The organism is Bacillus cereus group sp. TH152-1LC, from assembly GCF_027710505.1.
GTDB lineage: Bacteria > Bacillota > Bacilli > Bacillales > Bacillaceae_G > Bacillus_A > Bacillus_A mobilis.
In genome coordinates this window covers 129,684-146,385 of sequence record NZ_JAQFNK010000004.1, presented here as the reverse complement: position 1 = coordinate 146,385, position 16,702 = coordinate 129,684, and the positions used below count along the sequence as shown (strand labels likewise).

Sequence of the window (16,702 nt, the reverse complement as noted above, 5' to 3'; positions counted from 1 at the left end):
TACTAACTAGGCGTATGCACACGTGTAAAAGTGAATCGTAAGAGATTTATTTAAAGTGTTAGTAGCAGAAAGAGGGTACATATGGCAAAGCGTGGTACGAGAATTGCCGCCTTTTTCCTCATCGTTTTATTAATCGGTGGAGTAATTGGTGCGGCAGGAAAAGACATAGCAAAAGGAATTAGTCTAGGACTAGACCTTCGCGGTGGTTTTGAAATTCTGTATGAAGTAAAACCAGCCAAAAAAGGTGATAAAATCGATCGAGACGTACTTGTAAGTACAGTAGGTGCTCTGGAAAATCGTGTCAATGTTCTCGGTGTAAGTGAGCCGAACATTCAAATCGAGGGGCAAGATCGAATTCGTGTACAGCTTGCTGGTGTACAAGATCAGCAAAAAGCACGTGAAATGTTATCAACGCAAGCGAAATTAACATTCCGTGATGTAGATGATAACCTTCTTATGGACGGAACGGATTTAAAAGGCGGCGGAGCGAAGCAAACATTTGATGAGCAAGGTCGTGCGAGCGTAGGTCTTACACTAAAGAGCGCTGAAAAATTCCGTGAAGTAACTGAAAAAATTTCAAAAATGCCACCACCAACGAATTTAATGGTAATCTGGCTAGACTTTGAAGAAGGAAAAGATTCGTATAAAGCAGAATCTGCAAAGCCGAATCCGAAGTTCTTATCAGCAGCAACAGTAAGCCAAGTGTTTAACCAAGCTGAAGTATCTATCGTAGGTGGAAACTTCACAGTTGAAAGTGCGAAACAACTTTCATCTTTATTAAATGCAGGTGCACTTCCTGTTGATTTAAAAGAAATGTATTCAACATCAGTTGGAGCGAAATTTGGTCAACAAGCATTAGATCAAACGATTTTCGCTAGTGCGATCGGTATCGCTCTTATTTTCTTATTTATGCTTGTATATTACCGTTTACCAGGGCTTGTAGCTGTAATTATGTTAGGTTTATACATTTTTGTTACGCTACTCGTATTTAACTGGATGCATGCGGTTCTTACATTACCAGGTATTGCGGCATTAGTGCTCGGGGTAGGTATCGCGGTTGATGCGAATATTATTACGTACGAGAGACTGAAGGAAGAGCTGAAAATTGGTAAGTCAATGATGTCAGCATTCCGTGCTGGTAACCATCGTTCATTAGCGACAATTTTAGATGCAAACGTTACGACTCTTGCAGCTGCAGGTGTGTTATTCGTATATGGTACAAGCTCAGTACAAGGGTTTGCGACAAGTTTAATTGTAAGTATTTTAGTTGGTTTCGTTACGAACGTATTCGGTACTCGTTTCTTATTAGGATTACTTGTAAAGAGCCGTTACTTCGATAAAAAACCAGGATATTTCGGTGTGAAACAAAAGGATATTATTCCATTAACAAAAGGTGTAGTACATCCACCAACGAAATTTGATCGTATTAACTTCGTAAATATCGGTCATAAATTCCTTATCTTCTCGATTGTGGTTGTAATTGCAGGTGCAATTATACTACCAATTTTCAAATTGAATCTTGGTATTGACTTTGCGAGTGGTACACGTATGGACTTGCAATCAAAACAAGCACTTACTGTATCTGATGTTCATAAAGATTTTAAAGAATTGAACATTGATGTGAAGGAAGAAAATATTGTGCCGACTGGAGATGACAATAAAGGGTTCGCAGTTCGTACTTTAGGTGTTCTATCAAAAGATGAAATTGCGAAAACAAAAACATTCTTCCATGATAAATATGGTACAGAGCCAAACATAAGTACAGTTTCACCGACAATTGGTAAAGAAATTGCACGAAATGCATTTATCGCTGTACTGATTGCTTCTGCAGTTATCATCTTATACGTAAGTATTCGATTCCGCTTTACGTATGCATTATCTGCAGTACTTGCATTACTACATGACGCATTTGTTATGATTGTTATGTTTAGTATTTTGGGGCTGGAAGTAGACTTAACGTTTATCGCTGCGGTATTAACAATCATCGGTTACTCTATTAATGACTCGATTGTTACATTTGATAGAAACCGTGAATTATACAAACAGAAAAAACGAGTTCGCGATATAAAAGACTTAGAAGAAATCGTAAATGCAAGTATTCGCCAAACGCTTGGTCGTTCGATTAACACCGTATTAACAGTGTTATTCCCAGTAATTGCGTTACTTATCTTCGGTAGTGAGTCACTACGTAACTTCTCGTTTGCTTTACTTGTCGGATTAGTTGTAGGTACGTACTCTTCTGTTTTCGTTGCTTCTCAAATTTGGTTAATGCTTGAAAACCGTCGTTTGAAAAAGGGCAAAAACAAGAAAAAGGTTGAGAAAGTAGAATCTGAACCGCAAGTATAAAAAAGATGATGTCTCTTTATGAGGCATCTCTTTTTTCGTTTGTGGATACAATAAGATAGCAACTTTGAAATGGGTAAATGGAAGAAAGTGGTGATGTTATCGCTATTTTTGCTACAATAAAGTGAAACTTTAATCAGTGGGGGTTTTCTTCATCCCCCACTGATTATTAGTTGAACCAATCGGACTTTTATGGGCAGTTGATTCCCCCGCCTAACTTCTTTGCTTTCGCTGCATTTTGAGGTGGGGGTCTACTGCCCATTAAAGTGGGATAAAAAGATAGGTTAAGAAAAGAAGGGATTTTAATTATGGAAAAAGATGAACGTTTTAAACAGGCCGAGTTTGGTGCTATTGTCGGGATCGTTGGTAATATTATATTAGCGATTGTAAAGGCGGTAATTGGTTATATTGGGAATAGTAAAGCGCTATTAGCGGATGCGGTGCATTCTGCATCAGATGTAATTGGTTCGCTAGCTGTACTGTTTGGATTGCGAGCAGCAAAGCAGCCGCCTGATGAAGATCATCCGTATGGTCATGGTAAAGCGGAATCGATTTCAGCTATTATTGTTGCAGTATTATTATTTATTGTGGGAATCGAGATAGCAATTTCGTCTATAAAAGCTTTTTCGCAAGAACTAGAACCACCGAAAGGAATTACGATTTTTGCTGTTGTTCTTTCGATTGTCGTGAAAGAAGGAATGTTTCAATATAAATTCCGATTAGGGAAGAGAGTAAATAGTGATGCAATTATTGCAAATGCATATGAGCACCGTTCGGATGTGTTTTCTTCAATTGCAGCTTTAATCGGTATTTGTGCAGCGATTATCGGTGGTAAGTTCGGATTAGATTGGCTTGTATATGCCGATCCAATTGCAGGATTATTTGTTTCGCTTCTTGTTGCAAAAATGGCGTGGAGTATTGGGGCAGAAGCAATTCATGCAACACTTGATCATGTTCTGCATGAGGAAGATGTTGTTCCGCTTAGAAAAGCAGTACTTCAAATAGATGGTGTGAAAAAAATCGGTTCTTTATATGCAAGGGAGCATGGCCATTACGTTATTGTGGATATTAAAGTTTCTGTAGACCCATACATTACTGTAGAAGAAGGGCACCGCATTGGAAAGCATGTGAAAGAAACGCTTATGGAACAAGATAACGTACAAAATGTGTTTGTACATATAAATCCGTATTCTCCAAATTAAATATTATTAACATTTTAGTATGTAGATATTGCATCGTAGTTTGCATTATATTGTCACCCCTTAATCTGTCTTGTATAATGAACAGGTTAAGGGGTGATTTCGTGTTACAACCGAAGACGCGTTGGAAAGAAAAAGAATATAATAATGAGCGAGTGAGTGAATTAGCAAGTAAATTACAATTATCACCACTTGTCGTTTCGTTATTCCTCGGTAGAGGACTAGATACAGAAGATAAGATTTTAGATTTTTTAAATACAGAAAATCAAGAATTTCATGATCCATTTTTATTAGAAGGAATGGATAGAACGGTAGAACGTGTAAATAAGGCGGTTCAAAATGGAGAGCAAATATTAATATTTGGTGATTACGATGCGGACGGAGTAAGTAGTACGACTGTGTTATATCTTGCTTTGCAAGAATTAGGTGCAGACGTAGAATTTTATATCCCAAACCGTTTTACAGAAGGGTATGGACCAAACGAAGAAGCATTTTGTTGGGCACATAGCGCAGGGTTCTCGCTAATTATTACTGTTGATACTGGTATCGCAGCAGTGCATGAAGCGAAGGTAGCGAAGGAGCTTGGAGTAGATCTGATCATTACAGATCACCATGAGCCACCACCGGAATTGCCGGAAGCACTTGCGATTATTCATCCGAAATTAGATGGCGGTGTGTATCCGTTCCACTATTTAGCGGGTGTAGGTGTTGCGTTTAAAGTTGCGCATGCACTATTAGGCCGTGTACCAGAACATTTATTAGAAATTGCAGTGATTGGTACAGTAGCCGATTTAGTATCACTTCATGGTGAGAATAGATTGCTAGTGAAGCGCGGTTTAAAGCATATGCGCATGACGAAAAATATCGGACTCAAGGCGCTATTTAAAGTTGCTAATGTATCGCAAAGTGAAATTACAGAAGAGAGCATTGGCTTCTCACTTGCACCGCGTATTAATGCAGTTGGACGTTTAGAAGATGCTACGCCGGCTGTACATCTTTTATTATCAGATGATCCGGAAGAAGCGAAAGAGCTAGCTGAAGAAATTGATGAGCTGAACAAACTGCGAAAAGATATTGTAAAGCAAATTACAGAAGAAGCTATCGCTGAAGTGGAAAATAATTTCCCGCCAGAAGACAATAAAGTACTAGTGCTTGCAAAAGAAGGCTGGAATCCAGGTGTAATTGGAATTGTCGCTTCTAAATTAGTTGAACGTTTTTATCGTCCGACGCTTGTATTATGCATTGATCCTGTAAAAGAGACAGTAAAAGGTTCAGCACGTAGTATTGCAGGATTTGATTTGTTTGCAAACTTGTCAGATTGTAGAGAGTTATTGCCACACTTCGGAGGGCATCCGATGGCAGCGGGAATGACGCTACATATGAATGATGTAGCTGAATTGCGCCGCCGCTTAAATGAACAAGCAGAGGTAATTTTAACAGAAGAAGATTTTATTCCAATTACCGCTGTTGATGTTTTTTGTAAAGTGGAAGATGTAACACTTGCAGCAATTGAAGACATGCAAAAGTTAGCGCCATTTGGTGTTGGAAATCCAAAACCGCGTATTGCAGTGAAGGATGCAGAGCTAGAAAGTATTCGTGCAATCGGATCAGATGGCTCTCATTTGAAAATGGCTCTTCGCGATGGACAAGCGACACTGGATACAATCGGATTTGGTTTTGGTGCGTATGCGAAAGAAATTTCTCCAGTTGCAAAGGTATCTGTAATAGGGGAAGCATCTATCAATGAATGGAATAATTTTAAGAAGCCGCAATTAATGGTACAAGATATTGCTGTAGAGGCGTGGCAATTATTTGATTGGCGTAGTATGCGTAACGTAGAAGCAAATGTAGCAGAACTTCCGAAAGAAAAAATAACGATGGTGTATTTTTCTGAAGAGGTATTGAATAAATTTTCTCTAGAAGACTATAAAGAGCATATGATGCATGCATCAGAAGTAACTCATTTAGACCATCAATACATCGTGTTACTTGATTTGCCAAAAGGAACAGATGAATTAAGAAATCTATTTAAAGTTGGGTTCCCGTCGCGAATTTATACGCTATTTTATCAAGAGAATAATCATTTATTTAGTACTGTTCCAACGAGGGAACATTTTAAATGGTACTATTCGTTCTTGAGCCAAAAAGCACCATTTTCTTTAAGACAATATGGAGAACAACTATGTCGACATAAAGGTTGGTCAAAAGATACAGTAAATTTCATGACACAGGTGTTTTTTGAGTTAGAATTTGTTACAATAAAAGATGGCGTCATTTTTATGGCAGACAAAAAACAAAAGCGTGATTTAATTGAATCGAACACATATCGTGAGAAAATGAACCACTTACAATTAGAAAAAGAATTGGTTTATAGCACATATCAGCAACTATATACATGGTTTGAAACGATTCGTAATCATAAAGAAGTAGAACAGTTAGGGTAAAGGATTTGTATTTACAAACCTTTTAGATCTGAGGAGGATTCAGAAATATGGATTTCAAGCAACATATCGCAATTGTACCGGATTATCCAAAAGAAGGTATTGTATTTAAAGACATTACACCGTTAATGAACGACGGTAAAGCATACAAAGCAGCAACAGATGCAATCGTTGAGTATGCAAAGAAAAGAGACATTGACGTTGTAGTAGGGCCAGAAGCACGTGGCTTTATTATTGGTTGTCCAGTTTCTTATGCGTTAGAAGTAGGTTTTGCACCAGTTCGTAAATTAGGAAAATTACCACGTGAAGTAATTACAGTTGACTACGGTAAAGAATATGGTAAAGATGTTTTAACAATCCATAAAGATGCAATTAAGCCAGGTCAACGCGTATTGATTACAGATGATCTATTAGCTACAGGTGGAACAATTGAAGCGACAATTAAGCTAGTTGAAGAACTTGGCGGAGTTGTAGCAGGAATTGCATTCTTAGTAGAGCTTACTTACTTAGATGGTCGTAAAATGTTAGATGGTTACGATGTATTAGTATTAGAAAAATACTAATCACTATATAGGTAAAACTACGGTGATAAGAAGTACCCGTGAATCTCTTGGAGAGGAGCGGGTACTTTTGTATAATTGCACAAAAAAACAAGGTGAAATGTCAGTAAAATCTTTTCCTTTTCACAATTCACAATCATTAGGTTATAATGATAGAATATAATTTATTCTACTTAATTAAGATAAAGTCAATTTTCAATAAAAGGTGATTCGATGGCAAATGAGCAGGTACTAACAGCGGAACAGGTACTCGAGAAAGCAAGTCAATATTTAGCAGATGAAGATATTGAGCTAGTGGCACGTGCCTATGAATATGCACGTGATGCGCATAGCGAACAATACAGAAAATCGGGTGAACCGTACATTATTCATCCAATTCAAGTTGCAGGTATTTTAGTTGATTTACACATGGATCCAGCTACAGTATCAGCAGGTTTCTTACATGATGTAGTGGAAGATACAGAAATTACATTAGAAGATATTGAACGGGAATTTAATAAAGAAATTGCTATGCTTGTCGATGGTGTAACAAAGCTCGGAAAGATTAAATATAAATCTCATGAGCAACAACAAGCAGAAAACCATCGCAAAATGTTTATTGCAATGGCTCAAGATATTCGAGTTATTTTAATTAAACTAGCTGATCGTCTTCATAACATGCGTACATTGAAACATTTGCCTCAAGAGAAGCAGCGTCGCATTGCAAATGAAACGTTAGAAATCTTTGCACCTTTAGCACATAGACTCGGAATTAGTACTATTAAATGGGAGCTAGAGGATACGTCACTTCGCTATTTAAATCCACAGCAATATTATCGTATTGTAAATTTAATGAAGCGTAAACGTGCAGAGCGTGAAGAGTATTTAGATGAAGTAATGACTGGTATTCGTGAGAAGTTAAAAGAGGTTTCAATTCAACCTGAGATTTCTGGAAGACCAAAACATATTTACAGTATTTATCGTAAGATGGCACTGCAAAATAAACAGTTCAATGAAATTTACGATTTACTAGCTGTACGTGTCGTTGTAAATAGTATTAAAGATTGTTATGCAGTACTTGGAATTATTCATACGTGTTGGAAACCGATGCCAGGTCGTTTTAAAGATTATATTGCAATGCCGAAAGCAAATCTATATCAATCTCTTCATACGACTGTAATTGGGCCGAAAGGTGATCCGCTTGAAGTGCAAATTCGTACGAAAGAAATGCATGAGATTGCAGAATTCGGGATCGCGGCGCACTGGGCGTATAAAGAAGGAAAAACAGCAGAAACAACAGGTACATTAGAGAAGAAACTTACTTGGTTCCGTCAAATATTAGAATGGCAAAATGAAGCTTCTAATGCAGAAGAGTTTATGGAGTCATTAAAAATTGATTTATTCTCTGACATGGTATTCGTCTTTACACCGAAAGGCGATGTAATGGAATTGCCACTTGGATCTGTTCCGATTGACTTTTCGTATCGCGTGCATTCAGAGATTGGAAATAAAACAATTGGTGCAAAAGTAAATGGGAAAATGGTGACACTTGATTATAAATTAAAAACGGGTGACATCATTGAAATTTTAACATCGAAACATTCGTATGGACCAAGTCAAGACTGGGTGAAACTTGCTCAAACATCTCATGCGAAAAACAAAATACGTCAATTCTTTAAGAAACAACGTAGAGACGAAAATATTGAAAAGGGCCGTGAACTTGTTGAAAAAGAAGTACGTGGCTTAGAGTATGAAATGAAAGAAGTGCTAGCTCCTGACAATTTAAAACGTGTTGCTGAGAAGTTCAATTTTGCAAATGAAGAAGATATGTTTGCAGCAGTTGGATATAGCGGGATTACAGCGTCGCAAATTGTTACGCGACTAACGGACAAATTCCGTAAGCAACGTGAAGAAGAAGAAATCGTTGAAGTTAAAGAAGTTCGTAAACCGATGAAAATTCGAAAATGGGATTCTGGCGTTAAAGTAAGTGGTGCGGATAATTTATTAATTCGTTTATCAAAATGCTGTAACCCGGTTCCAGGTGATGATATCGTTGGGTATATTACGAAAGGCCGAGGTGTATCGATTCACCGCCGTGATTGTGTAAATGTTCATACAGAAGAAGCTATAGAACGTTTATTGGAAGTAGAGTGGGAAGGTAGCCCTGAAAAAGAAATTGAGTATAACGTTGATATCGAAATTTCAGGTTACGATCGCCGTGGCTTATTAAATGAAGTATTACAAGCTGTTACAGAGACGAAAACGTACATTTCGGCAGTTTCTGGTAGAAGTGACCGTAATAAGATGGCGACAATTAATATGTCAATCTCTATTCGTAACTTACAGCACTTGAAAAAAGTAGTAGAACGCATTAAACGTGTTCCAGAAATTTATGCAGTACGACGCATGATGCATTAATAGGGAGTGTAGAAAAGATGAGAGTTGTTTTACAACGATCAAAAGAAGCGTCTGTCACAGTAGACGGTGAGATCGTAGGACAAATTCCGTTCGGTTTAACATTACTAGTTGGCATTACGCATGAAGATACAGAAAAAGATGCAACTTACATTGCAGAAAAAATTGCGAACTTACGTATTTTTGAAGATGAGAGCGGAAAGATGAACCATTCTGTACTTGATGTAGAAGGACAAGTTCTATCAATTTCGCAGTTCACATTATACGGAGATTGCCGCAAGGGGAGACGTCCAAACTTTATGGATGCTGCAAAACCTGACTATGCAGAGCGTTTATACGATTTCTTTAATGAGGAAGTTCGTAAGCAAGGATTGCATGTAGAAACAGGGACGTTCGGAGCAATGATGGATGTTTCTTTAATCAATGATGGTCCGGTGACCTTAATTGTGGATAGTAAATAGTGTTACTTAAGAAGAGGGGGGGATATCACCCTCTCTTTTTTATACATTTTTGTATGTTTTGTTCATTTATCACGCTATTTGTGGAAAGTGAACTCCCACGGATGAAAGGTTCACTTACTTTGGAATCAATAGCTTTTTCGTTTATGTATAACTCTCTCATCAATATGGAACAATAAAAAGTAAAACATCCATATTGAATGTGAGGGATATACGTATGCGTATGAATGAAAAAGGGCATTCTGTTACAAATGGTGCAAATCAATTGTTTAACGTGAATTTTCATGATTTTATTTCAAAAGAGCAAAACAATACTTCAATGGAGCTCGCTTCTGAGTTTGGAATTTCTCTTCAAGATGTAAAGCGTTTAAAGAAGCAGATTGAACGCTCTTAGAGTACTTGACAATCCTACTCAACAAACGTATAGTAATTTTATATTTACATATGAATATAACCGTTGATAGAGAAGAGTAAATGAGACACACATGGCAAGAGAAGAAATGTCTTAGGCTGAAAACATTTCTACATGATGACTGATTGAATGACACTCTAGAGGTTTCAACTTGAACGGCGTATATGCTTAGTAGAGATGAACGCACATTTAAGCGTTATTAAAAAAGTGGAAGCATACGTGCTTCAATTAGGGTGGCACCACGGGTATAATACTCTCGTCCCTACTGTTCAAACAGTAGAGGCGGGAGTTTTTTTATTTTTATTAAGATTAAAACAATTTGAGGAGGAACTGAATATGTCTATTCAAATCCCACGCGGAACGCAAGATATTCTTCCAGGCACTGTTGAGTTATGGCAGTATATCGAAGGGCAAGCACGCGAAATTTGCCGTCGTTACAATTATAAAGAAATTCGTACACCAATTTTTGAACACACTGAGTTATTTTTACGTGGTGTTGGTGATACGACAGATATCGTACAAAAAGAAATGTACTCATTCCAAGATCGTGGAGAGCGTAGTTTAACATTACGTCCAGAAGGTACGGCACCTGTTGTACGTTCTTACGTTGAAAACAAAATGTTCGGTGACGCAACACAACCAACGAAATTATACTATATCGGTCAAATGTTCCGTTATGAAAGACCACAAGCAGGTCGCTATCGTCAATTCGTACAATTCGGTATTGAAGCAATCGGTAGTAACGATCCTGCAATTGATGCAGAAGTAATTGCACTTGCCGTAGAGTTTTACCGCGGCATGGGCTTAAAAAATATTAAAGTTGTATTAAACAGCTTAGGTGATGCAGCGAGCCGTCAAGCGCACCGTGATGCGTTAATCGCACACTTCGAGCCACGTATCGGCGAGTTCTGTTCTGACTGTCAATCTCGTTTAGAAAAGAACCCTCTTCGTATTTTAGATTGTAAGAAGGACCGTAACCATGAATTAATGGGAACAGGGCCATCTATTACGGAATACTTAAACGAAGATTCAGCAGTGTACTACGACAAAGTTCAAGAACTATTAACGATGATGGATGTTCCATTTGAAAAAGATCCGAACTTAGTACGTGGTTTGGACTACTACCAACATACTGTTTTTGAAATTATGAGTGAAGCAGAAGGATTTGGTGCTATCACTACATTAAGCGGTGGTGGACGTTATAACGGACTTGTACAAGAAATCGGTGGACCAGAAATGCCAGGTATCGGTTTTGCAATGAGTATTGAACGTTTAATTATGGCACTAAAAGCTGAAAACATCGAATTACCAATTGAACATAGTATCGATTGTTACGTTGTAGCTCTTGGTGAAAAAGCAAAAGACCATGCTGCGAAAGTTGCGTTTGATCTTCGTAAAGCTGGATTATCAGTTGAAAAAGATTATTTAGATCGCAAAATGAAAGCACAATTTAAATCAGCAGATCGTCTAAAAGCGAAATTTGTAGCTGTATTAGGCGAAGATGAGCTAGATAAAGGCATCATTAACTTAAAAGATATGGCAACAGGCGAACAAGAAGAAGTAGCATTAGATGTATTTGCTTCATACGTAGCAGAGAAATTAATATAGGGGGAACTTACAGTGGCTGAAAGAACACATGCATGTGGAAAAGTAACAGTAGAAGCAGTTGGACAAACAGTTCAATTAAAAGGTTGGGTACAAAAACGCCGTGATTTAGGTGGATTAATCTTTATCGACTTACGTGACCGTACAGGTATCGTACAAGTTGTATTTAACCCAGAAACATCAAAAGAAGCGCTAGAAGTAGCAGAAACAATTCGTAGCGAGTACGTATTACACGTAGAAGGTACAGTTGTTGAGCGTGGTGAAGGCGCAATTAATGACAATATGGCAACGGGGCGTATTGAAGTACAAGCAACGAAAGTAAACGTATTAAATGCAGCGAAAACAACGCCAATCATTATTGCTGATGATACAGATGCATCAGAAGATGTGCGTTTAAAATATCGTTATTTAGACTTACGTCGTCCTGTAATGTTCAACACATTCAAAATGCGTCACGACGTAACGAAAACAATTCGTAACTTCTTAGACACAGAAGATTTCTTAGAAGTGGAAACACCAATTTTAACGAAGAGTACACCAGAAGGAGCTCGTGACTATTTAGTACCAAGTCGTGTACATGATGGTGAATTCTATGCATTACCACAGTCTCCACAGCTATTTAAACAGCTTCTTATGGTCGGCGGATTTGAGCGTTACTATCAAGTAGCACGTTGTTTCCGTGACGAAGATTTACGTGCAGACCGTCAACCAGAATTTACGCAAATCGATATCGAAGCTTCATTCTTAACACAAGATGAAATTTTAGATATGATGGAGCGCATGATGACGAAAGTTATGAAGGATGCAAAAGGTGTAGAAGTGAGTGCACCATTCCCTCGTATGAAATATGCTGATGCAATGGCTCGTTACGGTTCTGATAAGCCAGATACACGTTTTGAAATGGAACTAACAGACCTATCTGAATTTGCAGCAGGTTGTGGCTTTAAAGTATTTACAAGTGCTGTAGAAAGCGGCGGACAAGTAAAAGCAATTAATGCAAAAGGTGCTGCGAGCAAATACTCTCGTAAAGATATCGATGCATTAACTGAATTCGTAAAAGTATACGGTGCAAAAGGTCTAGCTTGGCTTAAAGTGGAAGAAGACGGCTTAAAAGGACCGATTGCGAAATTCTTCGGTGAAGAAGAAGCGAACGCGTTAATGGCTACATTAGAAGCTACTGCTGGCGACTTATTACTATTCGTAGCAGATAAGAAAAGCGTTGTTGCAGATAGCTTAGGTGCACTTCGTTTACGTCTAGGTAAGGAGCTTGAGTTAATTGACGAAAGTAAATTTAACTTCCTATGGGTAACGGATTGGCCACTTCTTGAGTATGATGAAGATGCAGATCGTTACTTCGCAGCTCACCACCCATTCACAATGCCATTCCGTGAAGACGTTGAGCTATTAGAAACAGCACCAGAAAAAGCACGTGCACAAGCATATGACCTTGTATTAAACGGTTATGAGCTTGGTGGTGGATCACTTCGTATTTACGAGCGTGACGTACAAGAAAAAATGTTCAAAGCACTTGGATTCTCACAAGAAGAAGCGCAAGAGCAATTTGGATTCTTATTAGAAGCATTCGAATACGGTACGCCACCACACGGCGGTATCGCATTAGGTTTAGACCGTCTTGTTATGTTACTTGCAGGCCGTACGAACCTTCGTGATACAATTGCATTCCCGAAAACAGCAAGCGCAAGCTGCTTATTAACAGAAGCTCCAAGCCCAGTTGCAGAAGCACAGCTTGAAGAGCTAAGCTTAAAATTGAGCGTGAAAGAAGAGAAGTAAGAGAAGTAAGAGAAGTAAAAATAAGGTCTAGATGGTTATACTAATACCATCTAGACTTTTTTAATGGATAATTGAGAGAAGAGGTAAAAGCGCGGTTTACACTATGCTTTCCTTCTCGAAATATGTATTTTTAGGAATTCTATAACTTTTTCTATACAAATAGTCGGAAAAACGCTAGAATACATGGTAGACCATTTTTGTAATAGGAGTGTAGAGCTGAATGTTACATCAATTTTCACGTAATGAATTAGCCTTCGGTAAAGAAGGACTTGAAATATTAAAAAATAGTACAGTCGGTATTTTAGGAATTGGCGGCGTAGGGTCATTTTCGGCAGAGGCGTTAGCGCGTTCTGGCGTAGGACGTCTCGTATTAGTTGATAAAGATGTTGTAGATATTACAAACGTAAACCGTCAAATTCACGCTTTAGTATCTACTGTAGGACGTTCAAAAGTAGAATTAATGAAAGAGCGTATCGCAGATATTAACCCAGAGTGCGAAGTAATTGGACTAGAAATGTTTTATACTGATGAAACATATGAAGAATTCTTCAAACATGGCTTGGATTTCGTAGTAGATGCATCTGATACGATTACGTTCAAAATTCATTTAATTAAACAATGTTTACGTCGTAAAATTAAAATTATCTCATGTATGGGTGCAGCGAATAAAATGGACCCAACTCGTTTCCGTATTGCGGACATCTCTAAAACACATACAGATCCAATTGCGAAAGTAATTCGTACGAAGCTTCGTAAAGAGGGTATTAAAAAAGGTGTAAAAGTTGTCTTCTCTGACGAAAACCCAATCGTAATTCGTGAAGAGGTACGTAAAGAAATCGTACCAGACGAAAATGCAAAAATTCGTAAAGCGAAATTACCACCTTCATCAAATGCATTCGTACCATCTGTGGCAGGCTTAATTATGGCAAGTCACGTTGTACGTGAACGCATTAAAAACGTAGAAGTGAAACGTGTAGGGCAAGAATAAAGTAAAAGCATATATCCATTTCGGATATATGCTTTTTTATATGTGTTAAAGAAATAGGGATAGTTGCATGACTACTAGTTCAAATGTAAGCAACGCTAGTAAGTAATGATCATATTTATCTGATGTATAGGCGGACGTCTTTTTTAAACTGTTAATGGTGAAAAGAGCTAAAGTTAGGACGAGAACACCGAGTGTTATTTTGAAGACTATTAATGAAATAGTAACCATCTCCCTTAAAAGATATATATATTTACAATAACATTTTAGTAAAAAACATCCAATTATTAATGGGAGTTTTCTTGTATGACAGGAAGGCATATTTCGTCAATTTTTGTCGGTAAATCGATGTGATTTCATGTACCAATATACTCTTTAACGAAGAAAAACAGGGATGTCACTTAGTCAAAAAAGTGACATCCCTGTTTTTAATTCTCTGCAGAATATATAATATCTAAATTTCCATTTTGATCTGTTTTGAAAATGGGAGCGATCTGTTCTTCTTGTTCTTCAACTGAAACGAGTTTTCGGGCACGGTCCATAATTCTAACAAGCATTGCATAATCCTCTTCGATTGCTTGTTGTTTTTTTGAGAGTACTGCTAATTTTGCTTCGAGTTCATGATTCGTTTTTTGCAGGGACGTGAGCTGAGCTTGTAATACGTCATTTTCAGTTTGTAACTTTGCGAGTGAAGGGTTATTGTGCTCTAAGTTTTGCAAAAATGAAATGACATTTTGCATTGTAAGTTCTTGTTTATTTGGCGTAATATCTTCTGAAAACTCGGCATCGATTACGAGCTGTTTCGTTTGCGTGAAATGCTCTTTTTCTATTTTAGCTTCAGAGCGTTTTAATTCTTTACGTTGTTTTTTTGCAAGTTGCACCGCATCTTCGTAATTCGGTCGTACTTCAGCATTCCATCTAAAGCCGCAAGCTGCTGAAGTGCGGTTCAATGTATCGCCGACTTCATCGAATGCTTTTATTTGTGTACTGCCGCTGCGAATATGTCGTAAAACAGTTTCTGCTAAAAGGAGATCGTCTTCTTTTGTCCATGCATCTTGACGTGTTTTCATAAGCGAAGCCTCCGTAATGGTGACGTTTTCGCTTATGTTACCCTTTATTTTTCGTTTTATTCGAACTTTGTAATCTTTCATATACAGTAGAAAGTGCTTGCTCAAATTTCCCTGTCGTTTTCGGTTTATAGTATTGTTTGTTTTTTATTTTATCAGGTAAGTATTGTTGTTGTACCCAGCCATTTGGTTGGTCGTGTGGATATAAGTATCCAATGCCTCTTCCAAGTGATTCTGCGCCTTTGTAATGGCTATCTTTTAAATGACTTGGTATGTTGCCTGTTTGACCGTTACGTAAATCGTGTAGTGCAGCATCAAGTGCTTTATAAGCTGAGTTTGATTTTGGTGATAGGCAAAGCTCGATAACAGCATTTGCAAGTGGTATGCGTGCCTCTGGGAATCCAACTCGTTCAGCTGATTCTATAGCTGCTAGTGTACGCGGTCCGGCTTGCGGGCTAGCAAGCCCGACATCTTCATATGCCATAATAAGAATCCGTCTACCGATGCTCTGTAAATCACCAGCTTCAATAAGGCGTGCTAAATAATGAAGTGCTGCATTTACATCACTTCCGCGCACCGATTTTTGAAATGCTGATAATACGTCATAATGAGCATCTCCACCTTTGTCGTGAACGAAGCTCTTTTTTTGTAAGCATTCTTCTGCGATTTCTAGCGTAATTTCCGCAGCTTTGTCATCTGTTGTAAAGCTAGATAAAACAGCTAGTTCAAGTGCGTTATAAGCGGAACGCATATCTCCGCCTGAAGCGTTTGCAAAGTGATGTAATGCTTCAGGTGTAACAGTCACATCATATTCCCCAAGACCTTTTTCTTTATCTTTAAGTGCTCGTTTTAAGCCAATTAAAAGATCATCTTCTGTTAATGCGTGTAATTCAAAGATTTGACAACGACTTCGAATAGCAGAGTTAATAGCATGGAACGGATTACTCGTCGTTGCACCAATTAAGGTAAGGAGTCCGCTTTCTAAATGAGGTAATAGAAAATCCTGTTTTGCTTTATCTAGACGGTGTACTTCATCTAAAATTAAAACAAGGTGTCGATGCATCTTTGCCTCTTGTACGACAACTTCCATATCTTTTTTATTATGAGTAACAGCGTTTAATAGGCGGGAAGGGGTTCCGGTACTTCCTGCAATTGCGCTCGCGATGGATGTTTTTCCAGTGCCTGGAGGGCCGTATAAAATCATAGATTGAAAATGATTTGCTTGGACCATTCGCCATAAAATCTTTCCTTCACCAACTAAATGTTGTTGTCCGATAATTTCTTGAATATTTGTAGGGCGCATTCGATGTGCGAGTGGTTGTTTCATTTTTACCGTCTCCCTTAATATATAATCTCTTTCTATCGTATCATTTTTTTTAGTAGAATTTGAAATAGGATACTGTTTTATGGGGAAAATGAATATTAATATTTTCATTTTTCTTTCAAT

Annotated in this window: 12 protein-coding genes and 1 other annotated feature; of the genes, 10 read left to right on the top strand and 2 right to left on the bottom strand. The window is 38.0% G+C overall.

Annotated features, from left to right (window positions below):
* The first annotated feature begins 81 nt into the window (after nucleotides 1-81).
* The 10 genes from secDF (at nucleotide 82) to PDL00_RS12805 (ending at nucleotide 14,191) form a co-directional block, all read left to right on the top strand.
* Complete coding sequence (secDF, locus tag PDL00_RS12850; RefSeq protein ID WP_270729379.1) at nucleotides 82-2,346, top strand: protein translocase subunit SecDF; 2,265 nt, start codon at nucleotides 82-84, stop codon at nucleotides 2,344-2,346.
* Nucleotides 2,347-2,651: 305 nt separating this feature from the next.
* Nucleotides 2,652-3,545 carry a cation diffusion facilitator family transporter gene (locus PDL00_RS12845; protein WP_270729377.1) on the top strand — a complete coding sequence of 298 codons (894 nt, stop codon included), beginning with the start codon at nucleotides 2,652-2,654 and terminating at the stop codon, nucleotides 3,543-3,545.
* A 101-nt stretch (nucleotides 3,546-3,646) separates the two neighbouring features.
* Nucleotides 3,647-5,986, top strand: coding sequence for a single-stranded-DNA-specific exonuclease RecJ (gene recJ / locus PDL00_RS12840; RefSeq protein ID WP_270729376.1), 2,340 nt, complete (start codon nucleotides 3,647-3,649; stop codon nucleotides 5,984-5,986).
* Nucleotides 5,987-6,033: 47 nt separating this feature from the next.
* Entirely contained in the window at nucleotides 6,034-6,546 is a 513-nt protein-coding gene (locus tag PDL00_RS12835) for an adenine phosphoribosyltransferase (RefSeq protein WP_000346221.1), read from the top strand.
* 210 nt (nucleotides 6,547-6,756) lie between these two features.
* On the top strand, nucleotides 6,757-8,940 hold the full coding sequence (gene relA / locus PDL00_RS12830) for a GTP diphosphokinase (protein ID WP_001262800.1): 2,184 nt from the start codon (nucleotides 6,757-6,759) through the stop codon (nucleotides 8,938-8,940).
* A gap of 17 nt (nucleotides 8,941-8,957) precedes the next feature.
* Nucleotides 8,958-9,398: a D-tyrosyl-tRNA(Tyr) deacylase gene (locus PDL00_RS12825; protein WP_001266958.1), complete on the top strand. Its 441-nt coding sequence runs from the start codon at nucleotides 8,958-8,960 to the stop codon at nucleotides 9,396-9,398.
* Nucleotides 9,399-9,612: 214 nt separating this feature from the next.
* Entirely contained in the window at nucleotides 9,613-9,789 is a 177-nt protein-coding gene (locus tag PDL00_RS12820; protein ID WP_001242605.1) for a hypothetical protein, read from the top strand.
* A 54-nt stretch (nucleotides 9,790-9,843) separates the two neighbouring features.
* Nucleotides 9,844-10,074, top strand: a binding site (T-box leader).
* A 69-nt stretch (nucleotides 10,075-10,143) separates the two neighbouring features.
* A complete protein-coding gene (hisS, locus tag PDL00_RS12815; protein WP_270729374.1) occupies nucleotides 10,144-11,415 on the top strand; it encodes a histidine--tRNA ligase in 1,272 nt (423 codons plus the stop codon).
* Between the two features lie 12 nt (nucleotides 11,416-11,427).
* Nucleotides 11,428-13,203: an aspartate--tRNA ligase gene (gene aspS / locus PDL00_RS12810; RefSeq protein WP_242240519.1), complete on the top strand. Its 1,776-nt coding sequence runs from the start codon at nucleotides 11,428-11,430 to the stop codon at nucleotides 13,201-13,203.
* Nucleotides 13,204-13,423: 220 nt separating this feature from the next.
* Nucleotides 13,424-14,191 carry a tRNA threonylcarbamoyladenosine dehydratase gene (locus PDL00_RS12805; RefSeq protein ID WP_000903182.1) on the top strand — a complete coding sequence of 256 codons (768 nt, stop codon included), beginning with the start codon at nucleotides 13,424-13,426 and terminating at the stop codon, nucleotides 14,189-14,191.
* A 425-nt stretch (nucleotides 14,192-14,616) separates the two neighbouring features.
* Here the strand turns inward: PDL00_RS12805 and PDL00_RS12800 are convergent, their stop codons facing one another.
* Together PDL00_RS12800 and PDL00_RS12795 are read right to left on the bottom strand one after the other, a co-directional pair.
* Nucleotides 14,617-15,258 carry an RsfA family transcriptional regulator gene (locus PDL00_RS12800; protein ID WP_097818260.1) on the bottom strand — a complete coding sequence of 214 codons (642 nt, stop codon included), beginning with the start codon at nucleotides 15,256-15,258 and terminating at the stop codon, nucleotides 14,617-14,619.
* A 37-nt stretch (nucleotides 15,259-15,295) separates the two neighbouring features.
* Nucleotides 15,296-16,582, bottom strand: coding sequence for a replication-associated recombination protein A (locus PDL00_RS12795; protein WP_270729370.1), 1,287 nt, complete (start codon nucleotides 16,580-16,582; stop codon nucleotides 15,296-15,298).
* Between the last annotated feature and the right edge of the window lie 120 nt (nucleotides 16,583-16,702).

Coding starts and splice junctions, on each gene's coding strand:
- secDF (WP_270729379.1), top strand. CDS start 82: ATGGCAAAGCGTGGTACGAGAATTGCCGCCTTTTTCCTCATCGTTTTA.
- PDL00_RS12845 (WP_270729377.1), top strand. CDS start 2,652: ATGGAAAAAGATGAACGTTTTAAACAGGCCGAGTTTGGTGCTATTGTC.
- PDL00_RS12835 (WP_000346221.1), top strand. CDS start 6,034: ATGGATTTCAAGCAACATATCGCAATTGTACCGGATTATCCAAAAGAA.
- relA (WP_001262800.1), top strand. CDS start 6,757: ATGGCAAATGAGCAGGTACTAACAGCGGAACAGGTACTCGAGAAAGCA.
- PDL00_RS12825 (WP_001266958.1), top strand. CDS start 8,958: ATGAGAGTTGTTTTACAACGATCAAAAGAAGCGTCTGTCACAGTAGAC.
- PDL00_RS12820 (WP_001242605.1), top strand. CDS start 9,613: ATGCGTATGAATGAAAAAGGGCATTCTGTTACAAATGGTGCAAATCAA.
- hisS (WP_270729374.1), top strand. CDS start 10,144: ATGTCTATTCAAATCCCACGCGGAACGCAAGATATTCTTCCAGGCACT.
- PDL00_RS12805 (WP_000903182.1), top strand. CDS start 13,424: ATGTTACATCAATTTTCACGTAATGAATTAGCCTTCGGTAAAGAAGGA.
- PDL00_RS12800 (WP_097818260.1), bottom strand. CDS start 15,258: ATGAAAACACGTCAAGATGCATGGACAAAAGAAGACGATCTCCTTTTA.
- PDL00_RS12795 (WP_270729370.1), bottom strand. CDS start 16,582: ATGAAACAACCACTCGCACATCGAATGCGCCCTACAAATATTCAAGAA.